22 protein-coding genes and 3 pseudogenes are annotated in these 26,947 nt (G+C 70.2%); 14 read left to right on the top strand and 11 right to left on the bottom strand.

Annotated elements, in window-relative coordinates; translation table 11 throughout:
* Positions 1–564, top strand: a pseudogene (locus tag ACFWW8_RS31150) (hypothetical protein); the annotation flags it as partial.
* Positions 565–1,287: 723 nt separating this feature from the next.
* Here ACFWW8_RS31150 and ACFWW8_RS31145 read toward each other — a convergent pair.
* The 3 genes and pseudogenes from ACFWW8_RS31145 to ACFWW8_RS31135 all read right to left on the bottom strand — a co-directional run bounded on the left by ACFWW8_RS31145 (position 1,288) and on the right by ACFWW8_RS31135 (position 3,935).
* Positions 1,288–2,071: pseudogene (locus tag ACFWW8_RS31145) on the bottom strand (IS5 family transposase).
* Between the two features lie 23 nt (positions 2,072–2,094).
* The gene (locus ACFWW8_RS31140) at positions 2,095–2,643 is read right to left on the bottom strand and encodes a GNAT family N-acetyltransferase (protein ID WP_386534140.1); all 549 of its coding nucleotides are present in this window, start codon (positions 2,641–2,643) and stop codon (positions 2,095–2,097) included.
* A gap of 11 nt (positions 2,644–2,654) precedes the next feature.
* Complete coding sequence (locus ACFWW8_RS31135; RefSeq protein ID WP_386534137.1) at positions 2,655–3,935, bottom strand: hypothetical protein; 1,281 nt, start codon at positions 3,933–3,935, stop codon at positions 2,655–2,657.
* A 234-nt stretch (positions 3,936–4,169) separates the two neighbouring features.
* On the opposite strand from ACFWW8_RS31135, the gene ACFWW8_RS31130 reads away from it, so the two are divergent.
* The 8 genes and pseudogenes from ACFWW8_RS31130 to ACFWW8_RS31095 form a co-directional block, all read left to right on the top strand.
* Positions 4,170–4,433: a hypothetical protein gene (locus ACFWW8_RS31130; protein ID WP_386534134.1), complete on the top strand. Its 264-nt coding sequence runs from the start codon at positions 4,170–4,172 to the stop codon at positions 4,431–4,433.
* On the top strand, positions 4,430–4,633 hold the full coding sequence (locus ACFWW8_RS31125; RefSeq protein WP_386534132.1) for a hypothetical protein: 204 nt from the start codon (positions 4,430–4,432) through the stop codon (positions 4,631–4,633). Before ACFWW8_RS31130 ends, ACFWW8_RS31125 begins: the two co-directional genes overlap by 4 nt.
* A gap of 94 nt (positions 4,634–4,727) precedes the next feature.
* On the top strand, positions 4,728–4,880 hold the full coding sequence (locus tag ACFWW8_RS31120; protein ID WP_386534129.1) for a hypothetical protein: 153 nt from the start codon (positions 4,728–4,730) through the stop codon (positions 4,878–4,880).
* 2 nt (positions 4,881–4,882) lie between these two features.
* Positions 4,883–6,061, top strand: coding sequence for a methyltransferase domain-containing protein (locus tag ACFWW8_RS31115; protein ID WP_386534126.1), 1,179 nt, complete (start codon positions 4,883–4,885; stop codon positions 6,059–6,061).
* 12 nt (positions 6,062–6,073) lie between these two features.
* On the top strand, positions 6,074–6,322 hold the full coding sequence (locus ACFWW8_RS31110) for a DUF6087 family protein (RefSeq protein ID WP_386534123.1): 249 nt from the start codon (positions 6,074–6,076) through the stop codon (positions 6,320–6,322).
* Positions 6,323–6,679: 357 nt separating this feature from the next.
* Positions 6,680–7,033, top strand: a complete 354-nt coding sequence (locus ACFWW8_RS31105) for a hypothetical protein (RefSeq protein ID WP_386534120.1) — start codon at positions 6,680–6,682, stop codon at positions 7,031–7,033.
* Positions 7,034–7,619: 586 nt separating this feature from the next.
* Positions 7,620–8,306 carry a hypothetical protein gene (locus tag ACFWW8_RS31100; RefSeq protein ID WP_386534118.1) on the top strand — a complete coding sequence of 229 codons (687 nt, stop codon included), beginning with the start codon at positions 7,620–7,622 and terminating at the stop codon, positions 8,304–8,306.
* Positions 8,307–8,493: 187 nt separating this feature from the next.
* Positions 8,494–8,781: pseudogene (locus tag ACFWW8_RS31095) on the top strand (IS5/IS1182 family transposase); the annotation flags it as partial.
* Positions 8,782–9,022: 241 nt separating this feature from the next.
* Here ACFWW8_RS31095 and ACFWW8_RS31090 read toward each other — a convergent pair.
* On the bottom strand, positions 9,023–9,292 hold the full coding sequence (locus ACFWW8_RS31090) for a hypothetical protein (protein ID WP_386534115.1): 270 nt from the start codon (positions 9,290–9,292) through the stop codon (positions 9,023–9,025).
* A gap of 1,547 nt (positions 9,293–10,839) precedes the next feature.
* Complete coding sequence (locus ACFWW8_RS31085) at positions 10,840–11,013, bottom strand: hypothetical protein (RefSeq protein ID WP_386534112.1); 174 nt, start codon at positions 11,011–11,013, stop codon at positions 10,840–10,842.
* Between the two features lie 155 nt (positions 11,014–11,168).
* Here ACFWW8_RS31085 and ACFWW8_RS31080 point away from each other — a divergent pair, with 155 nt between their 5' ends.
* Both ACFWW8_RS31080 and ACFWW8_RS31075 read left to right on the top strand, forming a co-directional pair.
* Positions 11,169–13,091 carry a hypothetical protein gene (locus ACFWW8_RS31080; RefSeq protein ID WP_386534109.1) on the top strand — a complete coding sequence of 641 codons (1,923 nt, stop codon included), beginning with the start codon at positions 11,169–11,171 and terminating at the stop codon, positions 13,089–13,091.
* A gap of 782 nt (positions 13,092–13,873) precedes the next feature.
* Entirely contained in the window at positions 13,874–14,101 is a 228-nt protein-coding gene (locus ACFWW8_RS31075) for a hypothetical protein (protein WP_386534106.1), read from the top strand.
* A gap of 792 nt (positions 14,102–14,893) precedes the next feature.
* On the opposite strand, the gene ACFWW8_RS31070 is transcribed toward ACFWW8_RS31075, so the two are convergent.
* Complete coding sequence (locus ACFWW8_RS31070; protein WP_386534103.1) at positions 14,894–15,373, bottom strand: Mu transposase C-terminal domain-containing protein; 480 nt, start codon at positions 15,371–15,373, stop codon at positions 14,894–14,896.
* Entirely contained in the window at positions 15,328–16,218 is an 891-nt protein-coding gene (locus tag ACFWW8_RS31065; protein WP_386534100.1) for a transposase family protein, read from the bottom strand. Before ACFWW8_RS31065 ends, ACFWW8_RS31070 begins: the two co-directional genes overlap by 46 nt.
* A 538-nt stretch (positions 16,219–16,756) precedes the next feature.
* Here ACFWW8_RS31065 and ACFWW8_RS31060 point away from each other — a divergent pair.
* Together ACFWW8_RS31060 and ACFWW8_RS31055 are read left to right on the top strand one after the other, a co-directional pair.
* Positions 16,757–19,447 (top strand): DEAD/DEAH box helicase, encoded by a 2,691-nt coding sequence (locus ACFWW8_RS31060; RefSeq protein WP_386534146.1) that lies wholly within the window; start codon positions 16,757–16,759, stop codon positions 19,445–19,447.
* Entirely contained in the window at positions 19,444–20,796 is a 1,353-nt protein-coding gene (locus ACFWW8_RS31055) for an SWIM zinc finger family protein (RefSeq protein WP_386534097.1), read from the top strand. The genes ACFWW8_RS31060 and ACFWW8_RS31055 overlap by 4 nt, the downstream gene beginning before the upstream one ends.
* A 235-nt stretch (positions 20,797–21,031) precedes the next feature.
* On the opposite strand, the gene ACFWW8_RS31050 is transcribed toward ACFWW8_RS31055, so the two are convergent.
* From ACFWW8_RS31050 to ACFWW8_RS31035, 4 genes are all read right to left on the bottom strand, one after another.
* Entirely contained in the window at positions 21,032–21,631 is a 600-nt protein-coding gene (locus ACFWW8_RS31050) for a hypothetical protein (RefSeq protein ID WP_386534094.1), read from the bottom strand.
* Positions 21,632–21,832: 201 nt separating this feature from the next.
* A complete protein-coding gene (locus ACFWW8_RS31045; protein ID WP_386534092.1) occupies positions 21,833–22,411 on the bottom strand; it encodes a hypothetical protein in 579 nt (192 codons plus the stop codon).
* A 455-nt stretch (positions 22,412–22,866) separates the two neighbouring features.
* On the bottom strand, positions 22,867–23,142 hold the full coding sequence (locus ACFWW8_RS31040) for a hypothetical protein (RefSeq protein ID WP_386534089.1): 276 nt from the start codon (positions 23,140–23,142) through the stop codon (positions 22,867–22,869).
* 58 nt (positions 23,143–23,200) lie between these two features.
* Complete coding sequence (locus ACFWW8_RS31035; RefSeq protein WP_386534087.1) at positions 23,201–25,912, bottom strand: Helicase associated domain protein; 2,712 nt, start codon at positions 25,910–25,912, stop codon at positions 23,201–23,203.
* A gap of 603 nt (positions 25,913–26,515) precedes the next feature.
* Between ACFWW8_RS31035 and ACFWW8_RS31030 the strand changes: the two genes are divergently transcribed.
* A complete protein-coding gene (locus ACFWW8_RS31030; RefSeq protein ID WP_386534084.1) occupies positions 26,516–26,884 on the top strand; it encodes a hypothetical protein in 369 nt (122 codons plus the stop codon).
* Positions 26,885–26,947 lie beyond the last annotated feature (63 nt).

Below are 26,947 nucleotides of genomic sequence, written 5' to 3'. Positions count from 1 at the left end.
TCCACAGCTGCAGGCGCAGCCCCCACCTCAGATGCCCTGGCTATGTTCTCGCTGGTCACAGGTGCACTCTTCCATGATCGGAGTTACACCGTTCTTCGTACAGTCCCGAAGAAGGAGTGGGCGCAGGCCGGTGGAGAGGTCAGGCGGGCCCCGGCCGTCACGATCGAGTACAACGTGCGCATCATCGAGAAGATCGACGAGTCCACCAACATCGGCAAACGCGACGCGTTCCTGGCCGCCCTGGCCTACGGCAACCTGCGCCGGGAGTCCGAGCTCACCGACCTGCTCAACGGCCGTATCCGGGTCCACGACGGCGGCCTGTACGTCGTCATCGCCACCTCGAAGACGGACCAGGCCGGCAAGGGCGCGGGCAACTGGATCGCGGACCGGGAAGCGTCCGGGGCCCGTTCGGCCGGTCGTCTCTGCCCGTCACGGGGGCGGGACAGAGACAACCGGCCGGGCCGGTGCCCGCACCTGTATTCGAGATGGCTCGTTGTCCGGGGCGGGAACGCCCGTTTTCGGAGGTCTCCCCTGAGCCTCCGGGAAACCGTTCCTCTCGCCTGACGCCTGGCCGTGCGCCCCTTCCCGCCAATCCCCCCGGGCCTGATCGGGCGGCCCGCACCGCATACCGCGGTGCCACGTCCCGGCGTCAGGCTCACCCCCTGCAGCCCGGTGCAGTACCAGGGCGGGCAGCGTGATGTCTCCGATGGCCTCGCCCGGCCGCTCGAACCACTCGTGAGGGTGGTGACGTCGGCATGCGGGGGGTCGTTGAATGTGTTCATGCCAGCCGATGAACCGGGTGCGGCCGGGCTGAGCCTTGGAGGGGCGACGACGGAGGGCTGGCGCTTCAGCGTCCCCACCTTGGAAGCGACATGCTCTGCGGGCGCCCAACACAGCTCCAGAGGACGCGCGAGCCGCTGCGGCAGTAATGGTGACGGAGCGTGCGCGCAACTTCCACGACACCGACGCCCAAGTGCAGTTGGACCAGCCCGGAGCCCTGGGGTGACGGTCGTACGGTGTGGAAGTGGCTGGTGGAAGCGTGTGAGGCCGGCTGGAGTCGGTGGGGCGGCAGGACGGATTCAATCTGGATGACGAGCAGTGGGCGTCATGGCGGAGCCGGGCGGGGACGTCGCGGCGTTGCAGCGGAGGCTGACGGCCGACGGATTGCCCGCGTCGGAGAGTGCTCGTCCCTAGGAACGCTCCATCGCGTGATTGCGTCGGGCTGCAGGTGACCTGCGTGCCTGCTTGGCCGCTGCGCCCTGTCCGGACTGTCAGCCCTTAGAACTGCTATCGGAATGACTTCAGGCGCCGCCAGCAGATGAGTGAGCAAGCGAGGCTGAGGAACGCCTCGTGGATGTCGTCCCCTACTTCCCAGAGGATCCGCAGCCTGCGGAACCAGTGGAGGTGGGCGAAGGTCCGCTCGACGACCCAGCGGTCGGTGCCGAGGCCGGATCCGTGTGGGACGCCGCGTCGGGCGATGACGGGTTTCACGCCCAAGGCCCAGGCCATACGACGGTACTTGTCGTGGTCGTAGCCGCGATCCCCGAGCACCGTGTCGGGCCGTCGGCGGGGCCGGCCGCGTTTGCCGCGGACTGGTGGGACGGCCTGGAGCAAGGGGATGAACTGGGTGACGTCGTTGCGGTTCCCGCCGGTCAAGGTCGCGGCAAGCGGAATGCCGGTGGCGTCGGCAATCAGGTGGTGCTTGCTGCCCTTCCTGCCCCACAGCCTGCGAGAAGTCCAGAGCATCCGCTCCACGGAGCCGGGCTAGAAGGGTCTCGTGGAGTCGTGGCCAGACGCCGGCATCGGTCCACTCGGCAAGGCGTCGCCAGCAGGTCATGCCCGAGCCGAAACCCAGTTCCTGCGGTAGGTGTTCCCACGCGATCCCGGTGTGCAGGACGAACAGGATGCTCTGGAACACCAGCCGGTCCGGATGCCGCTTCCGCCCCGGATGACGAACCCGCCGCTCGACCTTCGGCAGGAGCGGCTCGATCACCGCCCAGAACTCATCGTCCACTTCCCACGGCTTCCGCCGAGCCACCCCGCACCCCCAGATCGACGCTCTCCGGGACATCCAACCAGCCGAAGATCATTTCGTTAGGGCTCGTTAGGCGACAGCGGCTTGATCAGGGATCGGTACACGGGCGCCCCGTCCCAGGGCCGGGTGAGGCCTACCAGGCTGTACCCCAGACGTTCGTACCAGGCGGCGGCCGGTGCTTCGGGGCGGACGGTGAGGGTGACCCGCTCGGCGCTCACGCCGTCCAGCAGCGCGGTGTGTAGGGCACGGCCGACACCGTGGCCGCGCCGCTCGGCCAGGACGGCGAGTTCCATCACGACGAACGTGCGGCGCCCGTCCTCGCGGGTGAAGCTTTCCGGCAGGTCGGTGTCGAGGAAGCCGGACCACCACCCGGTGGTGGAGGCGAGGGGCAGGCCGTACGCGAACCCGGCGAGCTCGCCGCCGTCGCGGGCGAGGATCAGGCGGAAGCCGGGTGTGGTGTGCTCGCGTTGGTAGCGCTCCAGGAAGTCGGCGAGATCGCGGGGGCCCTCGCTGTAGGGGGGCTCGGCGAACACGGCCTCGTAGACGGGGGCTAGGTCGTCCAGCTCCCGCCCGGCGGCGGTCGTGTCGGTGATGATGGTGTATTCCACGGGGCTCCTCATCAGGCGGGGCGAATATGAAGTAGTTCGCGACGGGCCACGGCCAGCGACTCCCGTGCCCGCCCCGAGGAGACTTCGGTGAGCAGGGCTTCGCCCTGCTCGATGTGGTGTGCCGCTTCGTCGGCCTCGCCGGAGCGGGCGAGCGCACCGGCCAGTCCAGCCCGCTGGAGTACCTCGTTGCGGGCGTAGGTGGTCTCCTGGCGCTCCAGGGCGCGGCGCAGCCACGACACGGCCGCGCGGTGGTGCCCGGCTGCGGTGAACAGCTCGGCCTGCGCGGCGGCGAGTTCGGCCGGGCCGTGGAAAGTCGTCCAGTCCGGTGCCGGCCGGGACCCGCGGTCCTTCTCGTAGAGACGGGCCGCGTTCGCCAGCGTGGAGCGCGCGGACGCCGAGTCGCCGAGCATCGCCAGCGCCCGCGCCTCGCGGGTGGCGAGGATCGACAGCAGCGAGGGCGGCGCCCACGGGGCGGCGAGCACGGCGGCCCGCCGGGCGTGGTCCAGTGCGAGGCGGGGCTGCTGCTCGCGCAGCTCCAGGAGCGACAAGGAGGCGAGGACGACGACGGCGAGGGAGTCGTCGCGCAACTCGGTTGCGGTGTCCTGGGCCTGGCTCCAGTACGTGCGGGCGCGGGTGTGGTCACCCGCGTCGAAGCTGAGCCACCCGACGTGCTCGGCCGTCTCGCCGGAGATGAGCCGTAGCTGGCGGCCGATCGTCTCGGGGTAGGACCCGGTATCGATCAGGCGCCGGATCCGGGTGTGGTGGGCAGCGGCGAGCGGGCCGACCGTGGCGCCGCCGAACCGGTCATCGAGCCCGTAGAGCGAGGCGAGGCCCTGGCGCAGGTCGGTCACGGTGTCGGTACCGACACGGTGGCCTTCGTAGGCGGTGGCGGCCGGCGCCCCTATCCCGGCCACGGCGAGGGCCGCGCCGCCCACAGCGGCCAGGACGGTTCGGCGCTCCATGGGATCAGGCCGCCTCTCACGCAGTTCAGGGATCGGGTCCAGCACCGGCACGGGGACGGTGACGGGGTTACGGCGGTGCTCCGGCACCTGGAACCCCGCCTGCTCCAACGGGATGCCCAGCATGGCCTCTAAGACACGCTGACGGCCCGGCTGCGGGCACGGCGGCGAAGGCGCCCGCCAACGCCGCACCTGCCGGTCGGTGACGTCCTTGCGCTCACCGATCCGCCCCGCTACCGCCGCGTACACGCGGATGAACTGGGACGGGCTGCGCCACCCGAACCCGTCCACCAGGCCGGCGAACACGGTCTGCTCCTCCGCCGGTTCGGACATCAGCAGCCCCCTTCTTGTCACCGCGCCGTGGCCTCACTTCGCACGGTAGAGGCAGGCGCCCCGGACTTTCAGGCGGACCGGGTCAGGAAAGTCCGGCACAAAGTCCGGCACACCCCAAGCCTGCCGACATCGGTAGCGGGTTGACTACCCACAGCACATCCCCACGGGAGTGCGCCCCGCCCTAGCAGCGGGGCGCACTCCCACCCCATGCCGACACCGGTAGGAGGCACGGACGTGATCTACAGCGACACGAACGCGTGGGTGAGGGAAGAGGCCGGCCACCCCCTTGCAGGCCGCGAGGTCATCCATCCCGCCACCGGCCGCACCGGCACGGTCGGAACCCTCCTCGTACGCACCGCGAAAGCCACCGGCCGCACCATCAGCCGAACCGCCCACATGCGGCCCCTGGACGGATCAGGCCGGGAGTGGACGGCCGACCCCAAGGAGCTGGCCCCGCTGCGCCACCTCGCGCCGGACATGCCCGCAGGCACCCGGTGAAGGGGCCCCGCGCGTGGGTCGGCGACGAGGTCACCGACCCCGAAGGCCGCGCCGCCATCGTCACCGACGTCCGGGCCGGCGGCACCGTGTGGGTGCTGCGCCCCGTCTACGGCGGTAACTCCCACATCCGCTGGGAGACCGAGCAGCCCGACCCCCTCGGCATCGTCAAAACCCGCGCCGAACGAATCGCCAACCCATAGACCACCCTGCGGCCGGATCCCCGGCCGCAGGGCGCATGCCACCGGTCCGGCGCCCCGCCGGCCGGTACCGCACCACCGACGAGAGGAGACCGTGATGGGCAAGAACAGTGGCAGCGGAGGAAGCAGCGGGAGCGGAGGAAGCGGCGGGAGCCACGGCGGCGGGTCCGCGCCGATCTCCACCCCACCCCCGCCCCCGCCGTCCAACCCCGACACCAGCACCCCCTCCGGCGGCGGGAAGCACCGGTAGCCATGACCGCCACCGCACACCAGCAGCGCCCCAGCCGTACCGAGCTGGGGCGCTGCCTCATGGAATCCGGCGCCCTCACCTCCGACTGGGCGATCGCGTTCGCCGCCGTAGACCGAGCCGCGTTCCTGCCGCCCCTGATGTGGCCGTTCCTACCCGGCGACGAGGCCTCGGTAGCGCAGGCCGTCACCGTCGACATGCGCGCGGACCCGGCGGCCTGGTACGGGTACGCCGACAGTGACCTGTCGATCGTCACGCAGTGGGACGACGGCAACCATCGCGGCACCGACCCGGGGCGCGTCGCGACGTCGTCCAGCTCACAGCCCACCGTCGTGTTCCAACTCCTCGCCGCCCTGAACGCCGATACCGGCATGCGGATCCTGGACGCGGGCACCGGCACCGGCGAGACGGCCGGACTCCTCGCCCACCGCTGCGGAGCCGAGAACGTCGTCACCATCGACGTGGACCCGACCGTCTCAGCCACCGCCCGGGAACGGCTGTGCAGGCTCGGCCTGTACGCCGACGTCCTCACCGGTGACGCCCTCGCCGGCCACCCGGCGAGCGCGTACGACCGAGTGCTGTGCACGTTCGGCGTCCGCTCCATCCCCCGGGCCTGGACAGAGCAGATCCGGCCCGGCGGAATCATCGCCGTCCCCTACGGCACCCACTACAGCAACCGCGACGCCCTGCTGCGCCTCACCGCGTACGGCGACGGAACTGCGTCCGGCCGTTTCAGGGCCGGGATCGAGTTCATGCGGGCCCGGTCGCACCGGACCGTGTGGCCGACCCACGAGGACTACGTCATCACCTGGCCCGGCTCGACCGGCACGGCCGTGCAGCCCGACCAGCTTGCCGACACCGACGCCGAGTTCGTCATCGGACTCGCCGTCCCCCACATCACCCACACCACGTTCCGCGAGGCCGACGGCACCCAGGCCGCCTGGTTCTATTCCCTCAACAACCGCTCATGGGCGGCCGTGCGCTGGCCCGAGGAGGACGGGCCCGGCATCGTCTACCAGCACGGGCCCCGACGCCTGTGGGACGCCGTGGAAGGCGCCTACTCGTGGTGGGAGGAGCAAGGCCGGCCCGGTCTCGTCTCCTTCGGCCTTACAGTCGCCCCCACTGGTGAGACACCATGGTTGGACGAACCCGGCAACCTGCTGCCCGGGGCGCAGTGGCGATAGCGGAAGGGCACCGTGGACGAGCACGAGGAACCGCTGGACCAGTGGGCGGCCCGCCGTGACCGCCGACGTGAATCCGATTGGCAGATCACGGGCCGCCGCCGCGCCGAACCACTCGACCCGGCCGCCCGAGGCCGCGCCGCGCACCTCGCCCCCGACGCGCCACGCATGCTCTTCGAACTGGATGACCAGACCGGCGAGTGGGTACCCGTCGGAGTGGCCGACAATGCCGCCGAGGCCGCCGCCTTCATCCACGGGTGGTGACCGGCCCCCGTTGCTCGTCAAGCGGACCTTCGGCCGCAAGCCGTACCGGAAACGCCACCGACGGCCTGAGGCGCTCTTCGCTGTATGCGATCCGACTTCGCCGTGGACGCTGCGCCCGATGACCACAGACGTCACCACGGCGCGGGAGTGGCTCGAGGATGATTGCTTTCGGCGGCGGCCCGCTGGGAGACCGGTTTTCGGGGAGCCGCTGTGGTGGTCTGCCGGGGACCCCTTGACCGCCTGCTGGTCAAGGGGTCCCCGCCGTAGAACCGCAGGGGCGCGGCGGACAACCGCGCCCACGGAGGGCGCCCGGCTGCGATGCTCGGCACACGACCGCGTCTTCCCTAGGAGAGCAGCATGGACCTGAGCGCCACCGGCGATCCCGTTGTGACGCAAGCAGACCCCCAGGTCCACGTCGGCCTCGACCTCCAGCAGGGCACAATCGTCCTCAGCCAGGGCGGCACGGATTACGAATCTCACCACGCCCTGGTGGAGTTCGCCTCCCCTGAGGGGCAGCCCTGGACGGCACAAGAGGCCAGGTTCTCGGCTAAGGGACCGGACGGCGCATCCGTGGCGCTGACGGTGGATCTCCTCAACGATGCCTGCGACGGACCTCGCGCCGGCGTCCCCGAGGTGATCTGGAAGGTCGTGGCCCTCGCCGCGACGTCCGCCGGTGACGTCGGCATCACCTACGAGCCGCCCACTGCGTGACGGCCGGCCGCCCGCTGCCGCCGGCTCAGAGCGGCGCGACCGGAGACAGCCGCTCCCGGTGGGACCCCGGGGCCGGCCCGTTTCACCCCGCCCGGAAGGCGCCCGCGGATCCGGCTCCGCCTGTGACCGCGCGGTGGACCTGTATCCGGCCCGGAGTGAAGAGGCCACCGGCCGCCGGGCTTCCTTCCACCACCCGCCGGCGCCCCGCCCGGGGGGCGGCTACTTCCCGTCCTCCTGGGCGCACTTTGGACGAGCGGTACCCGTGCCGGTTCACCGCGGGGGGATCGCCGACCGGGCGTCGGCATCGCGCCCGCGCTTCCTCGGACCCCTCTTATAGGAAGTAGTCGGCAGGCGGCGGGGAGCGAGTGACCCCCTTGACCAACAGGTCAGGGAGGTGCGCATCGGTCGCTGCCGACGACGGTGAGGCGCCCTGGCAGTCGCCTCCGCAGGCGTCCTGGGAGAGGCCCTGCACCGCGCTCTGCAAAGCGCCCTTAGTCGCCTTGCTGCTTCCCGTCTCGCGGTTGGGGAGGCGGCGGGGAGAGTGGCGCGGTCAGGGATCGGTGGTGCGGCTGTGGGGTGTTAGCTGGTGGTGGTGGTGGTGGTGCGGGTGGTGGTTGGCGGTGGTGTGGTGGGGCCGGTGGTCTCCGGTTGGAGTGGGTCCCGTTGCAGCACACCGGGTAGACCGGCGAGGTTCTGCAGCGCCGGGCACCGCAAGCGCGCGCACGAGCGGGAGAAGGCGCAGGCCGAACTGGGCGCCGCCGACGAGTCCCCGGTCGTCCGGGAAGTGATCGAGCGGACCGAGACCATCGTGCGCACGGTCGTCCGCAAGGGGCCCACGGTGCTCCAGCCCGTGCCCTCCAGGCCCGCCCAACAGCAGGAGACGCTGCGCTTCCCGGAGACCTTCGAGGACTGGCACACGATGCTCGCGCTGCTCCAGGCCGACGCCTCGGAGCTCCGTAGCCACTACCGCGCGGGCGAGCTGCGGGAGGTAATCCGGCAGCTCGCCACCGAGGACTTCCCCGGCACGGTGATCGGCGGTCCGCCCACGACGGTCGACGGCTGGTGCGGACAGCTGCCGCAGCTGCTCGTCTCCGTCCGCGCCGGCGCGTACAGCGAGCAGCAGCGGGACAGGATCGCCGACGCCTTCACCATCGCCGCCGAACAGCTCCGAACGCGCCCGGCCGGGGCGGCCCCGGTGCCCGAGCAGCCGTCACCGATGAGCCGCGCGGAGCGTCGGCGCCGGGAACGCGAGGTGAAGAAGGGGCGCCGCTAAACGGCAGGGTTTCGTTCGAACGGAACGGAGCTGCAAGAGCTGTCAGGCCACCTTCGGCCTGACTTGCGAGCGGAGAGCACGGCTCTCGCTTCCACTTGCGTCGCTCGCGGGAGCTCCCCTTCGGTCCCAACTTGCTCCGGTGCGGTTACCGGTTACCGGTTACGGGTTGGCGGGTCGGGCTGCTCAGGATCTCCGAGTGCTTCTGGACGACGGCTACCTCAGACTCCGTCGCGATCATCCCGGCCAAGCGGTGACCCCGCCCAGGAAGGGAAACAAGATCAGCCCGCCCGAGGTCATCGAAGCCCGCCTACGAGCCCGGCACCGCCACTCCTCGATGCGCATCACCGTCGAACACGCCCTCGCCGACCACAAACGCTGGAAGCAACTGGTCCGCTGGACCCACCGCCGAGAGAACCTGCCCGCCACCTACCGAGCCATCGCGGGCCTCGTCTCCGACCGCAACACCACCGGCTGACAAAGCCCCCAGGTCAGGCACCTATGTCTCCAACGCAATCACGCACCAGCTCGTTACCCAAGCTCGGCGCCGGAGGTGTCACACGAGCGAGTGGGGCCACTACGGGACCGCGATCGGGGAGGCGTTGGACGCCGCGAGCCGCAGGAGTCGCCTGCTTGATCCACCCGAACGTTGACCGGGGAGGGTTTCAGCGCGATACAGCACCGGGGGAGTGGTCGCCCCTGGATAGGGCGACCACCACCTAGTTGGCCGTAGTGGGCGTGGTGGTGTTGCTCACAACGGGAGCACGTTCGGAGGGTCCTGCCTCTTCGGTCGGTCCTGCCGCGAGGTTGGTGCTCAGCAGGGTGTATAGAACGGCGAACACCGCTGCTCCGGCGGTGATCGAGCCGACCAGATCGCCGGCCCCGGGCGGCCCCGGGTGTGTCCGTCGGGAGGCCTTGAAGACGAAGTAGGCCACTAGGGCGCTCATCACAAAGGCTGCTGCCCCGGCGAAGGGGATGTGTACGGTCAACTACGGCCTCCTTGGCCTCCCGGGCCTGCCCCGCCTTGATCCCGCCAAAGATCTCTGGGTAGGGCAGGCCCGCTCCTTACCCTCGAACGGGTCGTCCGAGGTGTGTCCAATCAGGCACCACGAAGGCCCGGTTGCTCAACTGCCGACCCCCCTGACGTCAGTCCCTACTTGCGTTCCGTAACAGGACGTTTGTGCAGGTGAGGGCCGAAGTGTGGGCACCCCGTAGGCGAGACACGCCAATTGAGCAGAAGAACGAATACACCCAAAGCAACTCATCCTGACATTGGCCCAGTTCAGGAGCCTACGATGCGCAGGCTCCACGGAGAGCCCGAAGCCGGAGCATGCTCCGCTGATCCCTGTGGCGTTCATTCAGTCGGCAAACGGCCTTCAGGGCAATTCCACGCTGCTTGGGAAAGGTCACACCTCATTTAGGCGGATAATATTAGAATCGAAGGCCTGGATAATCGGTGTGCGTGACCCTTCAAAGCATCAGGAATTTATATTCCAACCCTCCTTGGGTATTCTGGGCGCCGATCAATGCGACGTTTAAATTCGCCGAATTTATCTGACGTCTCGTCAGATGCTGCGGTTGTCGTTCAGGTTGGGGTTCGAGTTGCTCCGCCGGGCGGGGGCCTGCGCAGGGGCCGTGCGGCTCCGAGGGAAGCGTTCGGCCGCTCTCGCTCTGACCATATTCACTGGTCAGAGCGTCGCAGCGGGACCGTCAGGGGCTGTAGGGGCTGAGTTCTGGGGAAGTTCTCGGAAAGCTACACACTGCATCACAGTTGTCCGTCTCCTTTAGGTGGCCTGCATTCGCAGCCGACTGCCCGGGATGGCAGGCGAGCCTTCTCGGCAGTGGTGGTGCGGTCCGACCTTGGCTCATGCCTAATCAAGCAGAAGATCGGGCGGGGGCGCGGGGAGTCTCAAAGTTAGGACAAGGCCATTTCAGACATGAAATCTTCCTTGCCCTGGTCAAGAGGATTCGCCGGAGCCGCCGGTCCTCTGGGAGCACCTAAACGGGTGACCTCCGCGGCTACTTCTCAACCCGCGGACCCCCTTCCTGTTGCCGGCCGGTCCGCGCAGCGGGCCCTGGGGTCGGGGAGCGGAGCGACCGGACCCGAACGGGCGCGGAGCGCCTGTTTCCCAAGGGAGCGCAGCGAGTCCGGGTCGGGTGGTGGGGAGCGCAGCGGACCACCACCCCAAGGGCGAGCCCAGCGAGCCCGGACCCCGCGAAGCGGGGTCAACTCGCCGGAGGGCAGCGCAGGCGAACCGGCCGAAGGCCGGCCCGCCGAGCGCAGCGAGGCGGGTGTCCCTTCCCTGGCGCGCAGCGCCAGGGGTCCCGCAACTGGCTTGGCCAACCCAGTTTGCCCAACTGTGGTTGGGCAGGGCGCACGCTTCGGGCCGGGCGTCTGGCGCGGGCCTGCGTCCAGGGGGTGGCCTTGACCATCCGCCTGCGCAGTCTCCGCCCCCGGTCCGCGCTCAAGAGCAGGGAGGTGTCCGCCGCCAGGGCGCGGAACGTTTCGGCGGTCTCGGCTGCCAGACATGGCCGGCTAGTCGTTGCCGCGTCCTGCGGAGGTGATCACGGCGACGAGGACGAGGAGGCTGACGGCGAGGGTGGTGACCTGCTGGGCGTCCCAGCCCTGCTGAATGGCCAGGACGGTGATGGCGACCACCGCGTAGGGCCAGGAACGGCGCGGGGGCTGGGTGGTGTTAGGGGTGGTCACGACGGGCCTCCTGTGATCGTCTGATCGGGTGGAGGTCTCACCGTCTTCGATGGTGTGATTGTCCGCTGCGGGCGATGACAGTCCTTGCAGGTGGGGGCCGAAGATCGGGAACAATCCCCGGGTTGTTCCCGGGGACAACAGGATGCGGGGGAGCCATGGCGCGACCGCTGGGCGCGTTACGGGGCCGGACCGAGCAGGCGAACGAGCTGGCCGTGTGGCTGCGCAAAGTGACGCTCGGCAAGGCGGTCCGGATGCTTCAGGAGCACTTCGCCTACAGCACGACCTCCTGGAGCGAGTTCCGCAGTGGTAGCCGCCTGCCGTCCGAGGAGCTCCTCAAGGCCGTGGTCGAGCGCTACTACGTGGCGGAGCCCGCGATGCGTGACCGTCAGGAGGCGGAGGGCCTGCGCCTCCTAGCAGCCGCGAAGAAGGCCGAGGCCGCCCTGGGCGATGCGTCGGCACCCGGGCAGGCCCCGGTGCCGGTGCCGGTGGTGCGGGGCACTGACGAAGTCACCAAAGCCCTGCTGCGGCTGGACGACGCACGCATGCGGCAGATCGAAGCGCTGGAGAAGCTCGCGGCCTCCGAACGCAGGCGCGCGCAGCTGGAGGACATGGTCTCCGTCCTCCAGGAACGCTGCACTGTGCTGGAGGTGGAGCGGGACCGAGCCCGCGAGGACGTCCGCGCCGAGCTGGAGAGCGAACTGCAGGTCTCCCGGGAGTACCGGCGCCAGGCCGACGAGAAGCTCGAGCACGCCCGCCGGGCGGAGGAGAAGGCCTACCAGCTCCGTCTGGCCGCCGAGCAGCAGGTCGCCCGCGAGCGCCTCGCCGTGAACCGCATAGACGAGGAGACCACGCATGGCGCCCCGGAGCTCTCGGCCGCGGGCCTGGACGACCTGGGGCTCCCGCCGCTGGAGCAGATCCGAGACGTTCTTCAGGCGGCTCAGGAACAGCTGGAGGCCCAGGACGACGAACTCGACGACCTCGAGGACCTGATCGGCCTCGACCCCGCACCGCAGGATCCCGGCCTGGTAGTTCCAGAACAAGCCGATGACACGGGGCCGGAGGAAGAACGCCGACGTGCAGTGTTCACCGACATCGGTGGGGACCAGTGGAAGGCGGACTTTGGCGTTGTCCCGGAACAACCGGAAGAGGCCCAGGTCCCGGATCCCGCGCTTGCCCCGGAACAACCGGAGGAAGCCGCGACCTCGGGGTCTCGAGTTCTCCCGGAACAACCCCAGGACAACCCGAAGTACCTGATGATCGAACAGCCGCCCCGGATCGTGCGTTACGTACCGATCCAGGCGTCCCCGGGCGAAAAGACCCTTGCGAGGGTGCATCAACTCACCGAGTACGCCACGACGCCGGAAGACCTGGGAACCGCCCTGCAAGAGCTCCGGCACAGGGCCGGTGGAATGACACAGTGGCCGAGCCGACGACTCAGGGAGCTCTTCGACGATGAGAAGGACCCCCGGTGGGCGACCTTGGGGGTGCACCACTGGCTGGGCGGCGTGGAGGTACCCGCCGACTGGAAGCACCTGCAACGCATCGTGGATAGCCTGGGAGCCACGGCACCGGAGATCGCCGCGTTCCACTCCGCCCACAAGAGGATTGTCTCCGCCTACCCGCCAAGCTTGCGGGCACCCGACCCCGAGGGCGGTCACCAGGCCAGCACAAGGGCGGCTCCTGACGGGGATGCCCTGCTGGTCAAGGCTGCCTATGGGCTGGGCGCCGCCGCCGCGCAGTTTACGGGCATGCTTTTGCCGCTTACGCAGCTCGTAGGGGGCCTGACCTTCTTCGCGCTCTTCACCGGTTCAGGAACCGCGTATGGAGCCGGCATCGCGGCAGACCCCGGGCCCTCCGGGGCGGACATGGCCCTCTACGCGGTCCTCGGGGTTGTCATGGACATCCTGTTTCTCGCTGCGGCCTCGTACGGAGCCCGGCGGGGCACCATATCCACGGATTTGAAGATTTTCGTGCAACTTGGGATCACTGCGCAGGTCCTGAGCGTCGGCCTTGCCTCCCTTGCACTCGGGGACCAACCCGGTCCGCGGTGGCTGGCCGAGACGATCGGCCTGCTGTAGACCGTGATGAGGTCGCAGGCTGGCTGCTGGCCGCTCAGGCTGCCGAAGCCACTGAGGCCGTGAACCTCTGACCGCGCCCGAGGCGGGTGACCACCCCGTGAGCACCCCCGGTACCCATGAGCCTCACGACTCATAAGCGCAGTTCAGAGCGCTAATACCGTTCTGGAGGCTGGGCGTTGTGAGCACCCTCTGAGCACTCGATGGGTACCCCACCGAGCACCCCTGACGTGCCCCCCAACGAGAAGAGGAGTCGACCTAAGGTCGGCTCCTCCTGTTTGCGCAAAAGCTTCGCAATCCATCCCATAGTGGTTTAGCTAGTGTAAGGCATGCCAAAACGGCTCCTGGAATTTGTAGAATAGTATCAAGATCCACCAATATTCCTAAAATAAAAATAGCCAACTACCCCTTGTGGTTGCTGGCTTTGCATGCTGTTAGCATAACACAGATCGTGGGATGTTTGATGAATGAACGACCCTCTAGCAATTGATAGAACTAGCTTCATCGGCGCTTTATGGATAAGAATTGAACGCCCTTATTCGATCATTCAAAGCGACGCTCCAAATTCTCGTAGCTCTCTGATGGTCCATCAGTTCACTGTGTTTTGGTGGTGGTGGTGGTCGAACTGGCGGGGTGCTGGGGGGTTCGCGCAGGCCACAAAGCCGTAGGGGGGCCGTTGGCGGCCCTGGCGGGGTGGGGTCCGGGGGTGGGGTCCCGGGGGTTCGGGGGAGGAGCCGCCCGGTTTGGGGGCCGGGGTGGTCGATTCGGCCCGCCATGGTGGGGACGTGGGTAGTTCCGCCTCGATGACCCCGTGGCTGACCCTGGCCGGCGACGCAGGCGGCGAGGAGTGCTTGTCCGGCTGGTCCACCGACGAGGACCCCCACGCGCTGGCAGCCCTGGGGGTCGGAACGCTCGGGGCGTCGCTGCGCCCGTGGTCGGGCCGCTGGCGTGGCCCTCGGAAGAGGTCCGGCGGCATGCCGCCCCGTGAGGCGGGTACCGCCTCCGGCGCCTGACCGGTGGGGGAAGTGGCGTCCTGGTGGGGGCATCCGCTGCGCGGAGCTGACGCAGGCCCGGGAATGGGTGGCGGACCTGGCCTTCTCTCCGCAGCGGTGGTGCCCCCGCCGGCCAGGTGTGGCCCGAGCGCCGGTTAGGGTCGGGGCCAGCCTGCACCGTCATGGGTGTGTGGGTCAGGCCTGGTGCCCGCTACGTCGGGGGCAGTACCACCGGGCCGCCCCATTCTTCCTACGCCCCGCCCCGCCCTTCCGGCGCCCGCGCCTCAGCCCTGACGAGGGTCGCCCGTACCGGGTGTCTCCCGCGGTCGTTGGAACGGGGTAGGGAATGCACACACCTGTGGTCCCCGGGCGCCCCGAGTGCCCGGGGCCCGTTCGGCCGGTCGTCTCTGCCCGTCACGGGGGCGGGACAGGAACGACCGGCCGGGCGGGTGCCCGCATCTGTATGCGGGGTGGCTCGTTGTCCGGGGCGGGAACGCCCGTTTTCGGAGGTCTCCCCTGAGCCTCCGGGAAACCGTTCCTCTCGCCTGACGCCTGGCCGTGCGCCCCTTTCCGCCTATCCCCCCGGGCCTGATCGGGCGGCCCGCACCGCATACCGCGGTGCCACGTCCCGGCGTCAGGCCCACCCCCTGCAGGCCCGCGCACTACCAGGCCAGCGGCCTGATGCCTCCGGCGACCACGCCCGGCCGACTTCGGAACCACCCCTGAGGGTGGTGACGTCGGCATGCGGGGGCCGTTGAATGTGTTCATGCCACCGGATGAAGCGGGTGCAGCCGGTCTGAGCGGTCGGCACGGTCAGGCTCGGGTCCTGTCGCGGCCGCCGGCCGACTTTGACGGCAGCGACGTGTTGATCGAGGAGATCGTCAGCGCTGTGGCGGCGTCGAAGACTTCGATGGCGTCGTCGTGGTGGGGCAGGTGGCGTACCGAGACTTTGGTGCCGGTGTGGCCGTTCATCCAGGGGGCGAGGTAGTTGCGGCGGCGCCACCGCACGCCGCTGGTCGGGATCGTGTAAGTGCGGCCGTCGTCCTCCAGCGCGAAGGTCGCCAGCTGCCCGGCGGGCACGTCGGTGAGCGGGGTCGCATCGGCCTGCCACGCCTGGAGCGGGGTCTTGCCGTTCAGGGCGGCGGGGCGGTGGCGGGTGTTCCACCAGGCCACCCAGTCCAGCAGCAGGCCCACGAACGCCTCGTAGACCAGCGGCGGGGCGTCCGGGTCCGCCGTCCGGCCGCCGGTCAGGGTCTGGCGGTGGGTGTAGCGGGGGAGCGAGACGAAGAACATCTCCTCCACCGCGTCGTGAGCGCCTCGATCGTGCCCTTCAGATGCGGGGTGTAGGCCGGCAGGTCCCGCACGGGGACGGCGAACGCGCCCATCGCGGCGGTGACGGTGGCGCACAGGAACTCCTTGCCGCGGTCGACCCGGATCTGCCCCGGCAGCCCGCCGACCGGTCCGAACGGTTCGGTCCGGGTGACGGCGATCCGCAGGCAAGCCAGCACCGCGTCCCGGCTGGGCGCGTGGGCGGTGACCGCGACCCCGGTGACCACCTTGGTCGCGCAGTCGATGAACCAGGTCACCCATGGTGTGGCCAGTTCGCCTTCTAAGTCGACCTCGACGGGCACGTGCTTGTGGTCGCCCTCCCAGACCGCGTTACGGTGCGTCGGGGGCCGCTGGCCGAACACGTCGTGGGCGCGCCGCGCGGCTTCCCCGCTCTTGAGCCCGGCCCGCTCGCCGCGGCTCAGGTCCCGGCGGATCGCCCGGTGCAGCGTCGACAACGACGGCACTACCGCCCCGTCCGGATCCTTGGCCGCCCGTTCCAGCAGCTCGGCGTGGACCCGTGAGGCGTTGCCGCCCCACAACGCCAGCAACCGCCGGATCTCAGCGGTGACGGCGAAGTGCGACGCTTCCACCCGGGCGAGCCGCTGATCTTTTCGGGCGGCGGCCAGCCACCGCCATACCGTCCGCTCCGATTTCCCCAACGCCTGGGCGACCAGCCGCACGTGCGCCGACGTCAACTCCCCCTGCTCCTCCAGGGCCACCAGCCGGGGCATCGCCGCCGCCCGCCCCGTCCCCGGTAGGAATACGGCCGCCGGGCCTTTGCCGGCGTCTTCGGCAAGCGGTCGTTCCATACGCATGCCCCTCTCCTCTCACCGCCGGCACAGGCGGCCTGCTTCGTCACCGAGGCCTCAGGTGTCCCAGGTATCCAGCACCCAGCTGACCGGTATCGGCATACGGCTAACAGCAGTTGTCACCACCCGCTACAGGGCCGCCGGCTCTGGCCGTCGCCCCGTCTGGCTCCCTGGCCGGGGATCGGGGTTGGGCGGCGGCCAAGCCCCGGTCTCGGCTACGCTCGGCGGGCGGCTGGTACCCGCCGTGCAATCGGATTGAAAGCAGCTCACTGCCGTGGCAACCGTCCCGCGTGTCACCGCCACCCCCGTCGACGTCACCTTCAACGACGAGATATTCGGCGCCCCGCCGGCTGTCGTGGACCTGGCCCGGCTTGGGGAGCTGGCTGCCTGTGCCGCCGTTTTCCTGCCTGCTGACCCGCCCCGGCTTGGCCGGGTGGCCTTCTGGCGTAGCGACGGTCACGCTCCGCCTGTGGTGACCGGCCGGCTGACCGTGGTGAGGCCGCATGGCGTTTCTGTGCGGCGCCGTGATGTCGAAGCCATGATGGTGCCGGTCTCCCAGGCCCTGCCTGCACTCGGCCGGATGCGCGGTGTGCCGGGTGCGGACCGGGCCGCCGCGTTCTGGGGCGCGGCGAGCGTGCTTGCTTTGCAGTTGGTCGCCCGTGGCAGGCTCTTGCCCGGTGTCAGCCCCGCAGGTTTCGATGCCTGGCGTATCGGGCCGTTCGACCAGCAGGATGTGGTGCGGGTGCGGGAGTTGGCTGCTGCGATGCCGCCCGAGGCCCGGGCGGTGCCGCTGGCCGGTCCGGCGCCGGTTCGCCTGCCAGAGGCCGAGCAACTGCTGCGGGCCTTCCTCGATGCGGTGGCCGATGCGTTGCCCCGTACGCCCGCCGCGCCGGCGGCCGCCGGCGCCACGGCCTGGACCGCTCAGGTGCCGCAGCCGGTGCCCCACCAGCGCGGCTGGGCGGCGGAGGTCGCCGCCGGGCTCGACGTCGGGGTGCGAGTCTCGCTGCGGCTGGAACTCCCCGGCCTGCCGGCCCGCGACCGCCACGACACCGGCGATCCAGACGACTGGGCCGACGCCTGGGAAGACGAAGACGAGGGCAGTCCCTTCCGCGCTGTCGTCCAGCTGCACAGCCTCGGCGATGCCACCGTGGTGGCCGACGCCGCGGACATCTGGTCGGGCCGGTCAGCGGCCGGCGGCGTTTTCGGTCCGCGTACGAAGATCGACACCTTGCTGACGCTGCGCCGGGCCACCAGGGCCTGGCCGCCGCTGGGCCGGCTGCTCACCGCGGTGGCTCCCGCCGAGCTGGAACTCTCAGACACCGAGGTGTCCGAGCTCCTCGGGGAAGCCGCCGCCCCTCTGGCCGCCGCGGGGATCCAGTTGCACTGGCCGAAGGAGCTGGCCCGCGAACTCCTCGCCCGCGCCGTGGTCGAGCCCGCAGACAAAGCCGGCTCCGACCTGCCGTCCATGCTCGGCGCCGACACTCTGCTCACCTTCCGCTGGCAGCTCACAGTCGGCGGCCGCGAGCTGGAAATCGCCGAGCTCGACCGGCTTGCCGAGGCGCAGAGGCCCGTGGTGCGACTGCGCGACCAGTGGGTGCTGATCGACCCCGAAGTGCTGGCCCGGGCCAGGGACCGCAAGGACCGCCAGCTCACCCCCGTCCAGGCGCTGGGCGCGGTCCTGAGCGGCAGCGTGGAGGTCGGCGGGGAGCGGGTGGAGGTCACGGCCGGCGGCTGGCTGGCCGAACTGAAAGAACGGCTCGCGGACCCCGAGGCCACCGCCCGACGGGCACCGCTCGCGCAGCCCGCCGCGCTGAAGGCGACCCTGCGGGACTACCAGCTGCGCGGTCTGGCCTGGCTGCACCAGATGACCTCGCTCGGACTCGGCGGCTGCCTCGCCGACGACATGGGCCTCGGCAAGACCATCACGTTGATCGCACTGCACCTGCACCGGCAGAGCATCCCGGGCCTGTCCGGGCCGACCCTGGTGGTCTGCCCGACCTCGCTGCTCGGCAACTGGAGCCGCGAGATCGAACGGTTCGCCCCGGGCACGCCCGTGCGCCGCTTCCACGGCCCAGCCCGCAGCCTGGACGACCTGGCGGCAGGCGAATTCGTCCTCACCACCTACGCCACGATGCGGCTGCACGCTGAGCAGCTGACCGCGGCGGGCGCCTGGGGCCTGCTGGTCGCGGACGAGGCCCAGCACGTGAAGAACCCCTTCTCCGCCACCGCCAAGGCTCTGCGCACCATCGGCACCCAGGCCAAGGTCGCCCTCACCGGCACACCGGTGGAGAACAACCTCTCCGAACTGTGGGCGCTGCTGGACTGGACCACCCCCGGCCTGCTGGGCCCGCTCAAGGTGTTCCGCGACCGCTACGCCCGGGATGTGGAGAGCGGACAGGACCCGCAGGCGGCCGTACGGCTCGCCGCGTTGGTGCGGCCGTTCCTGCTGCGCCGCAAGAAGTCCGACCCGGGGATCGCTCCCGAGCTGCCGCCGAAGACCGAGACGGACCGGACGGTCGCCCTGACGAAGGAACAGATCGCACTCTACGAGGCGGTGGTCCGCGAGACCCTGGCCGAGATCGGGCGAAGCGCGGGCATCGCCCGGCGCGGCCTGGTGGTCAAGCTGCTGACCGCCCTGAAGCAGATCTGCAACCACCCCGCCCAGTACCTGAAGGAACAGGGCGGCACGATCGCGGGCCGGTCCGGAAAGATCGAACTCCTCGACGAACTCCTCGACACGATCCTCTCGGAGGACGGCGCGGTGCTGGTCTTCACCCAGTACACCGCGATGGCCCGGCTGATCGAGGCGCACCTGAGAGCACGCTCGGTGCCCGTCCAGTTCCTGCACGGCGGCACCCCGGTCAGCCGGCGCGAGGAGATGGTGCGGCGCTTCCAGGACGGCGAGGCCCCCGTCTTCCTCCTCTCGCTCAAAGCCGCGGGTACCGGCCTCAACCTGACCAGGGCTGGGCATGTCATCCACTTCGACCGTTGGTGGAACCCCGCCGTGGAGGACCAGGCCACCGACCGCGCCTACCGCATCGGACAGACCCAGCCGGTACAAGTGCACCGCATGATCGCGGAGGGCACGGTAGAGGACCGTATCGCCGAGATGCTCAAACGGAAGAAAGATCTCGCCGAGTCCGTACTCAGCGGCGGTGAAGCGGCCTTCACCGAGCTGACCGACGCCGAACTGGCCGACCTGGTCCGACTTCAGGTGAGCCCCCGATGAGCCGCAGCGTCGTGAAGAAGGCCGACGACGGCCGTACCCGGACCTTCCCGCCGCTGTCTCCGGCCCGGGGGCGGCGGTCCTTCGCCGAGTCCTGGTGGGGCAACGCGTGGGTGGAAGCTCTGGAAGGCAAGCAGCGCCTGGCGACGGGGCGTCTCGCGAGGGGGCGGACCTACGCGCGCGGCGGCAACGTCGGTGAGATCACCGTCACCCCCGGCCGGGTGGCAGCCCGGGTCCAGGGCAGCCGGCCCACGCCGTACCGAACCTCCATGGACATCCCCCAACTCAGCCCCCGCGACTGGGAGCTGCTGCTGGACACCGCCGCTGCCCAGGCCGGGCATATCGCGGCCCTGCTCGACCGGGACATGCCCACCACGCTGGTCGACGACGCCGCCCTGGCCGGTGTCCGACTGCTGCCCCGGCAAGGCGAACTGACCCCCAGTTGCTCCTGCCCCGACTGGGGCTACCCCTGTAAGCACGCCGCCGCAGTCTTTTACCAGGTGGCCCGCCTCCTCGACGAGGACCCGTTCGTTCTGCTTCTGCTGCGCGGGCGCGGCGAGCGCGAACTCATGGACGAGCTCCAGCGGCGCAACGCCGTCCGGGCGGCGGCTGATGACGCCGCGCCGCAGGCACCCTCCCCGGCCGGACCGCTCGGTGTGCCCGCCCGCGACGTGTACGCCGCCGCCCGCGCAGGGATAGCGGCCCTCCCTGCCCCGCCGCCCGAGGCTGACCGCCCAGGGCAGGTGGCATCGTTCGCGACCGCGGGCGACCCCATACCCGGACTGGACCCGTCGGCCCTGGAGTTTCTGGCGGCCGACACGGCCGCCCGCGCGGCACGACTGCTTCACCAGGCCGCCCTGCACCACGACGTCCCGCACCGGCCCACCGGCCCGGCCAGCCTCACCGCGGCCGAGGATCTCGTACGCCTCGCGGCGGCCGCACCCCCATCGGAAGTCTTCGCCCGGCTCTGCAGGCACGCAGGCCGCACCCCACAGGCGCTCACACGAACGGTACGGGCCTGGCAGCAGGGCGGCGCCGCAGCCCTGCCGGTCCTGGACGACGCGTGGGACCCGGACCCCTCGCAACTCAACCTGGCCCGCGAGGCGATCAAGCGAGCATGGGAGGGCGAACCGCCCCCAGGACTGCGAACCACGCGCAACCGGCTGACGGTGATCGGACACGAGGTCCAGCTACGGCTGGGCACCGATGGACGCTGGTACCCGTACCGCAAGGAACAGGGCGGCTGGTGGCCGGCCGGTCCCGCAGACCGGGACGTGACAGCAGTACTGACCGGGCTGCTCGCCAGCCTGGATGTCACTCCGCGCCCAGCTCCACGCGTTGGTCGGTGCTGAGTTTGCCACGGCGGGCTTTTGGTGTTGGAGATCCACACGCCCAGCTTCACGACCACCGGCGTGGTCTCGCCCTCCACCGCGATCGCTTCTGGAGGCGAAGGAGATCACCTACGAGCAGGTCGCCTGTCTCGGTTACCCCGGTCAGACGGCCAGTGGTCAGCAATGTCGGCCGGGTTCTTCCCGCCAGCCGTGTGCCGGATGAGGATCGTCCCCGCCAGGTGTGGGCGGTCCGCTGTCATGAGTCTGTGCGGCGTCCGCGGTTGGGCAGGGAGGTGGTGGCAAGTCCGTCGCGGAGGATGGTGAGGAGGTTGGCTGGGTCTTGGAGGATGCCGGTGCCGAAGCGGGGCGGGGGCCAGGCTGTGGGGTTGGTGATGGGGATACCGAGGTAGGCGGTGCCGGGGCGTGGCCAGGTCGGGTCCACGACTGTGCCCTGGGTGGTGCTGGCCCAGGCATGCATGGTGGGGAAATCGTCTGTTCCGGCGATCGGGGTGCTGGCGTATCCCTCGCAGTACGTCAACCTTGAAGGCATCCGGTGCTCGCGTACCAGCGCGGCAGCGTTCGCGAAGCACTCTCTTTCCGGTCCGCGGACTACTGTCTGGGGGAGCGGGGCGGGGGTGAAGTATCTGCCGGCGTCGAGGAGCAGGTGGTACACGGACGGGTGGGCCCAGCTCTCCGTGACGGGGGCCGAGTCGGGTCCGGCGATGGTGGCGGCGAGCAGCCGCAGGTGCGCGATCAGCGCGGCTTCGGCCCTGTCCCGCGCTTCCGGTCCGGTATCCGCTCTCGTCTGCTCTCGCGGTGTCTCCGCCGTGTTTACGGGGCTTTCTTTCTGACACACGTCAGCCCTTTCTCTCCTCATCGAGCTTTTCCGATTTGGCCATCGGCTGCGCGGCGGCCGGCCCAAGTACATCCACGCAGGTAAAGAGAGCCGCGCCTCCTGCCGGGCCGTACCGGCCTGTTCCGCCTGCCAGAGCGCCACCCCGCCGAGCCCGGCGACCGCCGCGAAGTGAGGCGGCCGGCGCCCGCCGCAGCCAAGGACCTACCCACGCCCGCCGGACCGGCTGGGCTCGCTGGGCCGGCGGAGCCCGCTGGTGAGCAGGGGAAGGGGTCGTCCGAGAGGCGCCAGCTGGGCAGGATCGAGGCCGTGTCGGAGGATGGGGATCAGGGTGCGTGCTTCGACGAGGAGTCCGCCGCCGAGCAGGGGGTGCGGCCAGTCGTCCGGGTCGGCGAAGGGGATGCCGAGGTAGGCGAGACCGTCCCGGTGGGGCCAGGTCGGATCCACGGCGTCGCCTGCGGGAGTGGAGGCCCAGCCGTGGGAGGCATGAACAGTGCCGTGGCCGTCGACCGGCGTCGAACCGTAACCCTCCACGTAGGTCAGGTTCCTGCCGGACTGCTCCTGGCAGGCTGCCGTCGCGTTGGAGAAGCAGAACCCGGGAAACCGCGGGGACAGCGAGGCGGGCAGGGGAGCGGGGGTGAACAGCCGGCCGACATCGAGGAGCAGGTGATAGACCGAAGCGTAGGCCCAGACTTCCGCAGCCTGGCGCCCAGCGGCACTGGTCTCCTCGGCGCGGGCGCGCACGTATGCGATCAGATCCTCTTCCGCCCGGCTCACCGACATCCCCCTGCTCCCGGAGCCCGCCTCCGGCCCCTTCACGGCAACCCCGGCCCGTCCCTCTTCTTCCCGCACTGCACCCTCCCGGCCTCGATCCCTGAACATACGCGCTGGCTCCTTCCCGTATCCACGTAATCCGGGCTGTACCAAGGACCCAGAGGCCCGCACCGCTACCCCGCTCCCGCCAACCCGACCACCACCCCGACAGCCCGCCAAAGGCCTTGGCACCCGCCACCAACAGACCGCCACACCCCGCCCGGCAGCGGACCCGAAGCAAACCATCCGACGCACGCCACATGTACGCGATATGTACGCTTCACGGAGTTGGGCGCCCTGTCCGGGCCCGCAAGCTGCCCCGCTACTGCGCCCACTTCACGGAGTTCGGCGAGCCGCGGCCAGCTGCGCCGGTCGGGCCGATCGCAGTCGGCCTCTGCGGGAGATGTACCGCGCACGATGGCCTTCTACGGGCTTCCCGGCGTTCGTGCTGGGCTGCATTCCACGATCTCGCGGGCTGCGCGCAGTTTGCTGGGGTGGTCTCCGAGCAGTCTGGTGGTGATCAGGAGTGCCAGGAGGATACTGACGTCCTGGTCTTTCAGGTGCTGTTGCACGGCGTCCATGTCGGTGCCCGTCGCGAGCAGCCGTCGGCATTCGTCGATGTGGCCGGCAGCCTGCTGCGCGACTTCAGGCGACAGTCCGCCAACGTTGTTGAGGAGCTCTTCCACGGTGGTGCTGGGCATGGGGAGGATTCTCGCAGCGGTTCTCTGTCGCCTCCACGCATTTCGACCGGACCCTGATCTACCTGGCCCACTCAACCCCGAGTTCGGCGAGCGCGTCCAGCTGGGCTCGGTCGAGTTTGTCGCGGCGGGCCCGGGTGTTGGAGATCCATACGCCGAGCTTCACGATCACCGGCTCGGCCTCGCCGTCGACCGCGATCGGCTCGCCGTGGCCGCGGGGGACGGGCCGGTCGGCGCCTTCCCGCGCGACCCACTGCGTGAGGGCTGCCAAGCCCCGCTGGAAGGCCTGCTGCGCCTTCCCCAAACCGCCGCCCTTCGCCGCGCCCGCGGCCGGGGCGGGGGCCGAGGCTGCGGCGGCTCGTACGCCGAGCGCGGTCAGCCGTTCCTGCTGCTCGGCGGAGAGCTGTGTCCAGTTGCGGGTCTGCCGGGTGAGCCACCTGCCGAGGTCGTCGCCGTCGAAGAGCACCCCGGGCGCGATCGCGGGGAGCCGGCCGTCGGCCTCAGTCTCGGCGAGCTGGGCCAGCACCCGATGGTGCCGCTGCCAGTCGAGCGGCCACGGGCACGCCCAGTCCGGGTCGATCGCGGCCAGCTGCTGCGCGCGGGTGCGGGCCCGCTCCTCGTTCTTCCCGAGGCCGCCGGCGCGTCGGAGGTTGGCAATGAGCTGTCCGATCGCGAGCTGCTCGCCGTCCTCGCCCCAGACGGCGTCCTGCCGGGGCGCCAAGTGCCCGTGGGCCCGCCGGTAGGAGCGGAGCGTGGCGAGCTTGGTCTCCCACGCTTCCTCGCCGGGCTCCCAAACCATGCCGGCTTCGGCCGCGTCGAGGAGGATCTTGCGCCGCTCCTCCAGCTCCCCGCCGCGCAGGGCTTTGCGCTGCTGGTGCACCCATCGCCCCAGCGGGAATGCCTCGGTCACCCCGACCGCGGTCTCGGTGTCGTACGGGACCGCGTACAGCCCGGTGATCCCGTGCTCGGCCCGCCACCGCAGCAGGGCCTGGTAACCCTCCAGCCAGACCAGGGACTCGGGCCGGTAGACCCGCGTCCGCAGGAACGCGGCGATCGTCGCGGGTTCGCGCGGGCTGGAGAAGTGCAGCAACGCCGACGCGGCCGCGGCGCCGGCACCGTCCTGCTCCTGACCCGCGCCGCCCTCCCCTGCCCCTGCCCCGGCGCCGGCCGCGGCGCTGGTGATCCGGCCGTCCTCGTCCCGCTGGACGTGGACCTGCCGCTCGTGCCGTCCCCGGGACAGGGCCCGGGAGGCGAGTTGCTCGACGAGGCGGGCATCGTGCGAGCGCAGGCCCTGAAGCACAGCGACCAAGGGTGCAAACGACGCCGAGGCGACCATGTCGCCGGGATCCTCACCCCGCTCCAGGAACACCGGCACGATGATCCGCGCGACCTTCGTGGTCCCGTCCGGGTTGGGGCGGAGCGCCCTGCCGATGTTCTGCACGATCTCCACCTGCGACCCACGGGTGTCCGCGAAGCAGATCGCCTCCACACCCCGTGCGCCGGTGATGTCCACGCCCTCGCCGAGGACGCGTACAGACGCGAGGAACGCCCGGTGCACCCGCCGCCCCCCGGCGTCGATGCCGTTGGCGAACTGCCGCAGGGTCTCACGCCGCTCGGCGACGAGGTGGTCCCCGCACAGCCACGCCGCCCACACCCGGTCCGGAGGGACGTGGCGGCCGGCCTCGAGCTCGTACGGCTCGGCGCCGATCGAGGAGCGGGGGAGCAGCGCTGCCTGCTCCATGGCCGCCGCGGCCACCCCCTCGTCCGCGCCTGCCGCGGTGTACAGCTCGGCCGCGGTCTCGGGCAGCTTCGAGGCGAACGCGGCGGCCTCCTCGACCCGCTGGTGGAAGGTCATGACGGTCTTGAGGTTGTGCCGGGCCGCGTGTTCCAGGAGCGTGGCCTGCAGCAGGGCCAGGCGCCGCCCCCGCAGCCCGTCCTCGGAGATGCCGAGGATGGGGTCGGGGTCGCGGATCTCAAGGACGTCGATCTCGAACCCGGCCAGGATCCCCCGCTCCACCGCCTCCGACAACCCCAGCTCCGCCCCCGGGAGCCAGGCGCCGTAGGTGCCGTCCGGATCGTCGGCCATGCTCGCGATCACCGGCTCGGACCCGCCCGCGCCCTTCCGCGGCCGCGGGGCGGCCAGGATGCGGGGGGTGGCGGTCATGTAGAGCCGGAAGGCCGCGGGGATGCGGGTGTTGTCGTGGATCGCCGCCCACGCCCGCGCGAGGTCACCCGCGGTGGAGTGCGCCTCGTCCACGACCGCGAGGTCGAAGCCGGCGAGCTTCTGACCGTACAGTCGGTCCCCGCCCGCGAGCGCGGCCTCCAGCGGCCCCCGCACCTTCCCCTCGCCCGCGGGTGCGTCGACGTCCTCCCGGTCCACCAGCGAGGCGTACGTGGCGAACACGACGACCGGCCCCGCCCCGGCCCACAGGGCGAGCTGGATCGGGTTCGTGGTCGTACGCACCCCGAGCTGCTCCAGGACCGCGTCGTTCTCCAGCGAGCACACCGCGACCATCGGAGCCCGGTGCCCGACCCTGCGCCACGCCTGCGCGGTCTGCATGAGGAGGTCCAGCGTCGGCACCGTGACGAGGATCCGGCCGCCCGGGAAGCACTCCAGCGCGGACGCGGCGGCCATGATCGTCTTTCCCGAGCCGGTCGCGGACACGATCGTGCCCCGAACCCCCTGAGCGGGCACAGAAGATCTTGCAGAGAATCCAACCCATTTCCGGAACGCTGACTCCTGCGTGACCTGGTGTTCTCGCAGCTGAATCATCAGAATGCTGCCGCCCTTCTGCGATCGGTTTGAAGGGCGAAAGGCCCGTGCGATTAAAACCGGCCCGGGCCTACCACCCGGGCTCCGAAGGACCGACGACACGGTGTCCGATCTGCCGGGCGAGGTGCTGCGCCCGTTCTTCTGCGAGGGGATGGACGTGGACGTACACGGTGTGGTCCGTGGTTGGCGTCGATTCCGAAGCAGGCCTGGATCCCGGTCCGGGCGTGCTCTGGGCCGAGGTCGAGCTCGGGCACCGCAGGCCAGCTGAGTGCCATCCATGTGACCTGTCCCCACCCCGCCGAATGCAGCACCTGGAGGGCTCTGTCCAGCAGATCGCCTTCCGCAGGTTCCACGACGGAGAGCGTTACCGGCAGCAGACGGGCCAGCACCACCACATCGTCCGGGAGGTTGGCTTTGTTCACGTTCAGCAGCAGCGTTTGTCGATGGGTTTCAGCAGCGGTTGGTCAGCATCTGGCTCGTGGATGTTCATGAGAAGTAGCGGCAGTGCCGTGTCGCTGAGGCGAACATCCTGAGGGGAAGCTGGTTCGGTTCACGTTGAGTCCCGGATGCTGGCGTCCCTGACGAAGGTGCGATGATCTGTTGGTGGTGACAGATGCCGAGTGGACTCGGATCCGGAGGGGCCTGCGCTTCGGGCAGGTATTCGAAGGCACCGTGGTGCTGGTTCCCCGGCCCGGTACGATCGGGATCTTCGTGGACATCGGCCTGAGCGTCGGAGGGTTTGTCGACGCCCTGTGGCTGTCAGGCGAGATCGAGGATTGGCCAGCGGAAGGCACGGTTGCCGATTTCAAGATCTTTTGGGCTGACAGCCGCCAACAGATCCGGCTGGTGCCGTGCGATTCTCGGTATCTGCGGGACGACTTCACAGCCTTGGTCGAACACTTCCGCCCTAATTGGCCATCCGACGTCGGCCAGCCAGTGCCTGACCCAGAGCCTGCGTCCCCTGGCGAGTAGCGGACCGCTCTTCGCGCTGATGGGCCGCTGGCCAACTCCCCGTGAGGATGGAGAGGTGGCCGA

This window comes from Streptomyces sp. NPDC058701, assembly GCF_042715295.1.
Lineage (GTDB): Bacteria > Actinomycetota > Actinomycetes > Streptomycetales > Streptomycetaceae > Streptomyces.
The sequence above is the reverse complement of the archived record's forward strand: the minus strand, read 5'-3'. Positions and strand labels throughout refer to the sequence as shown.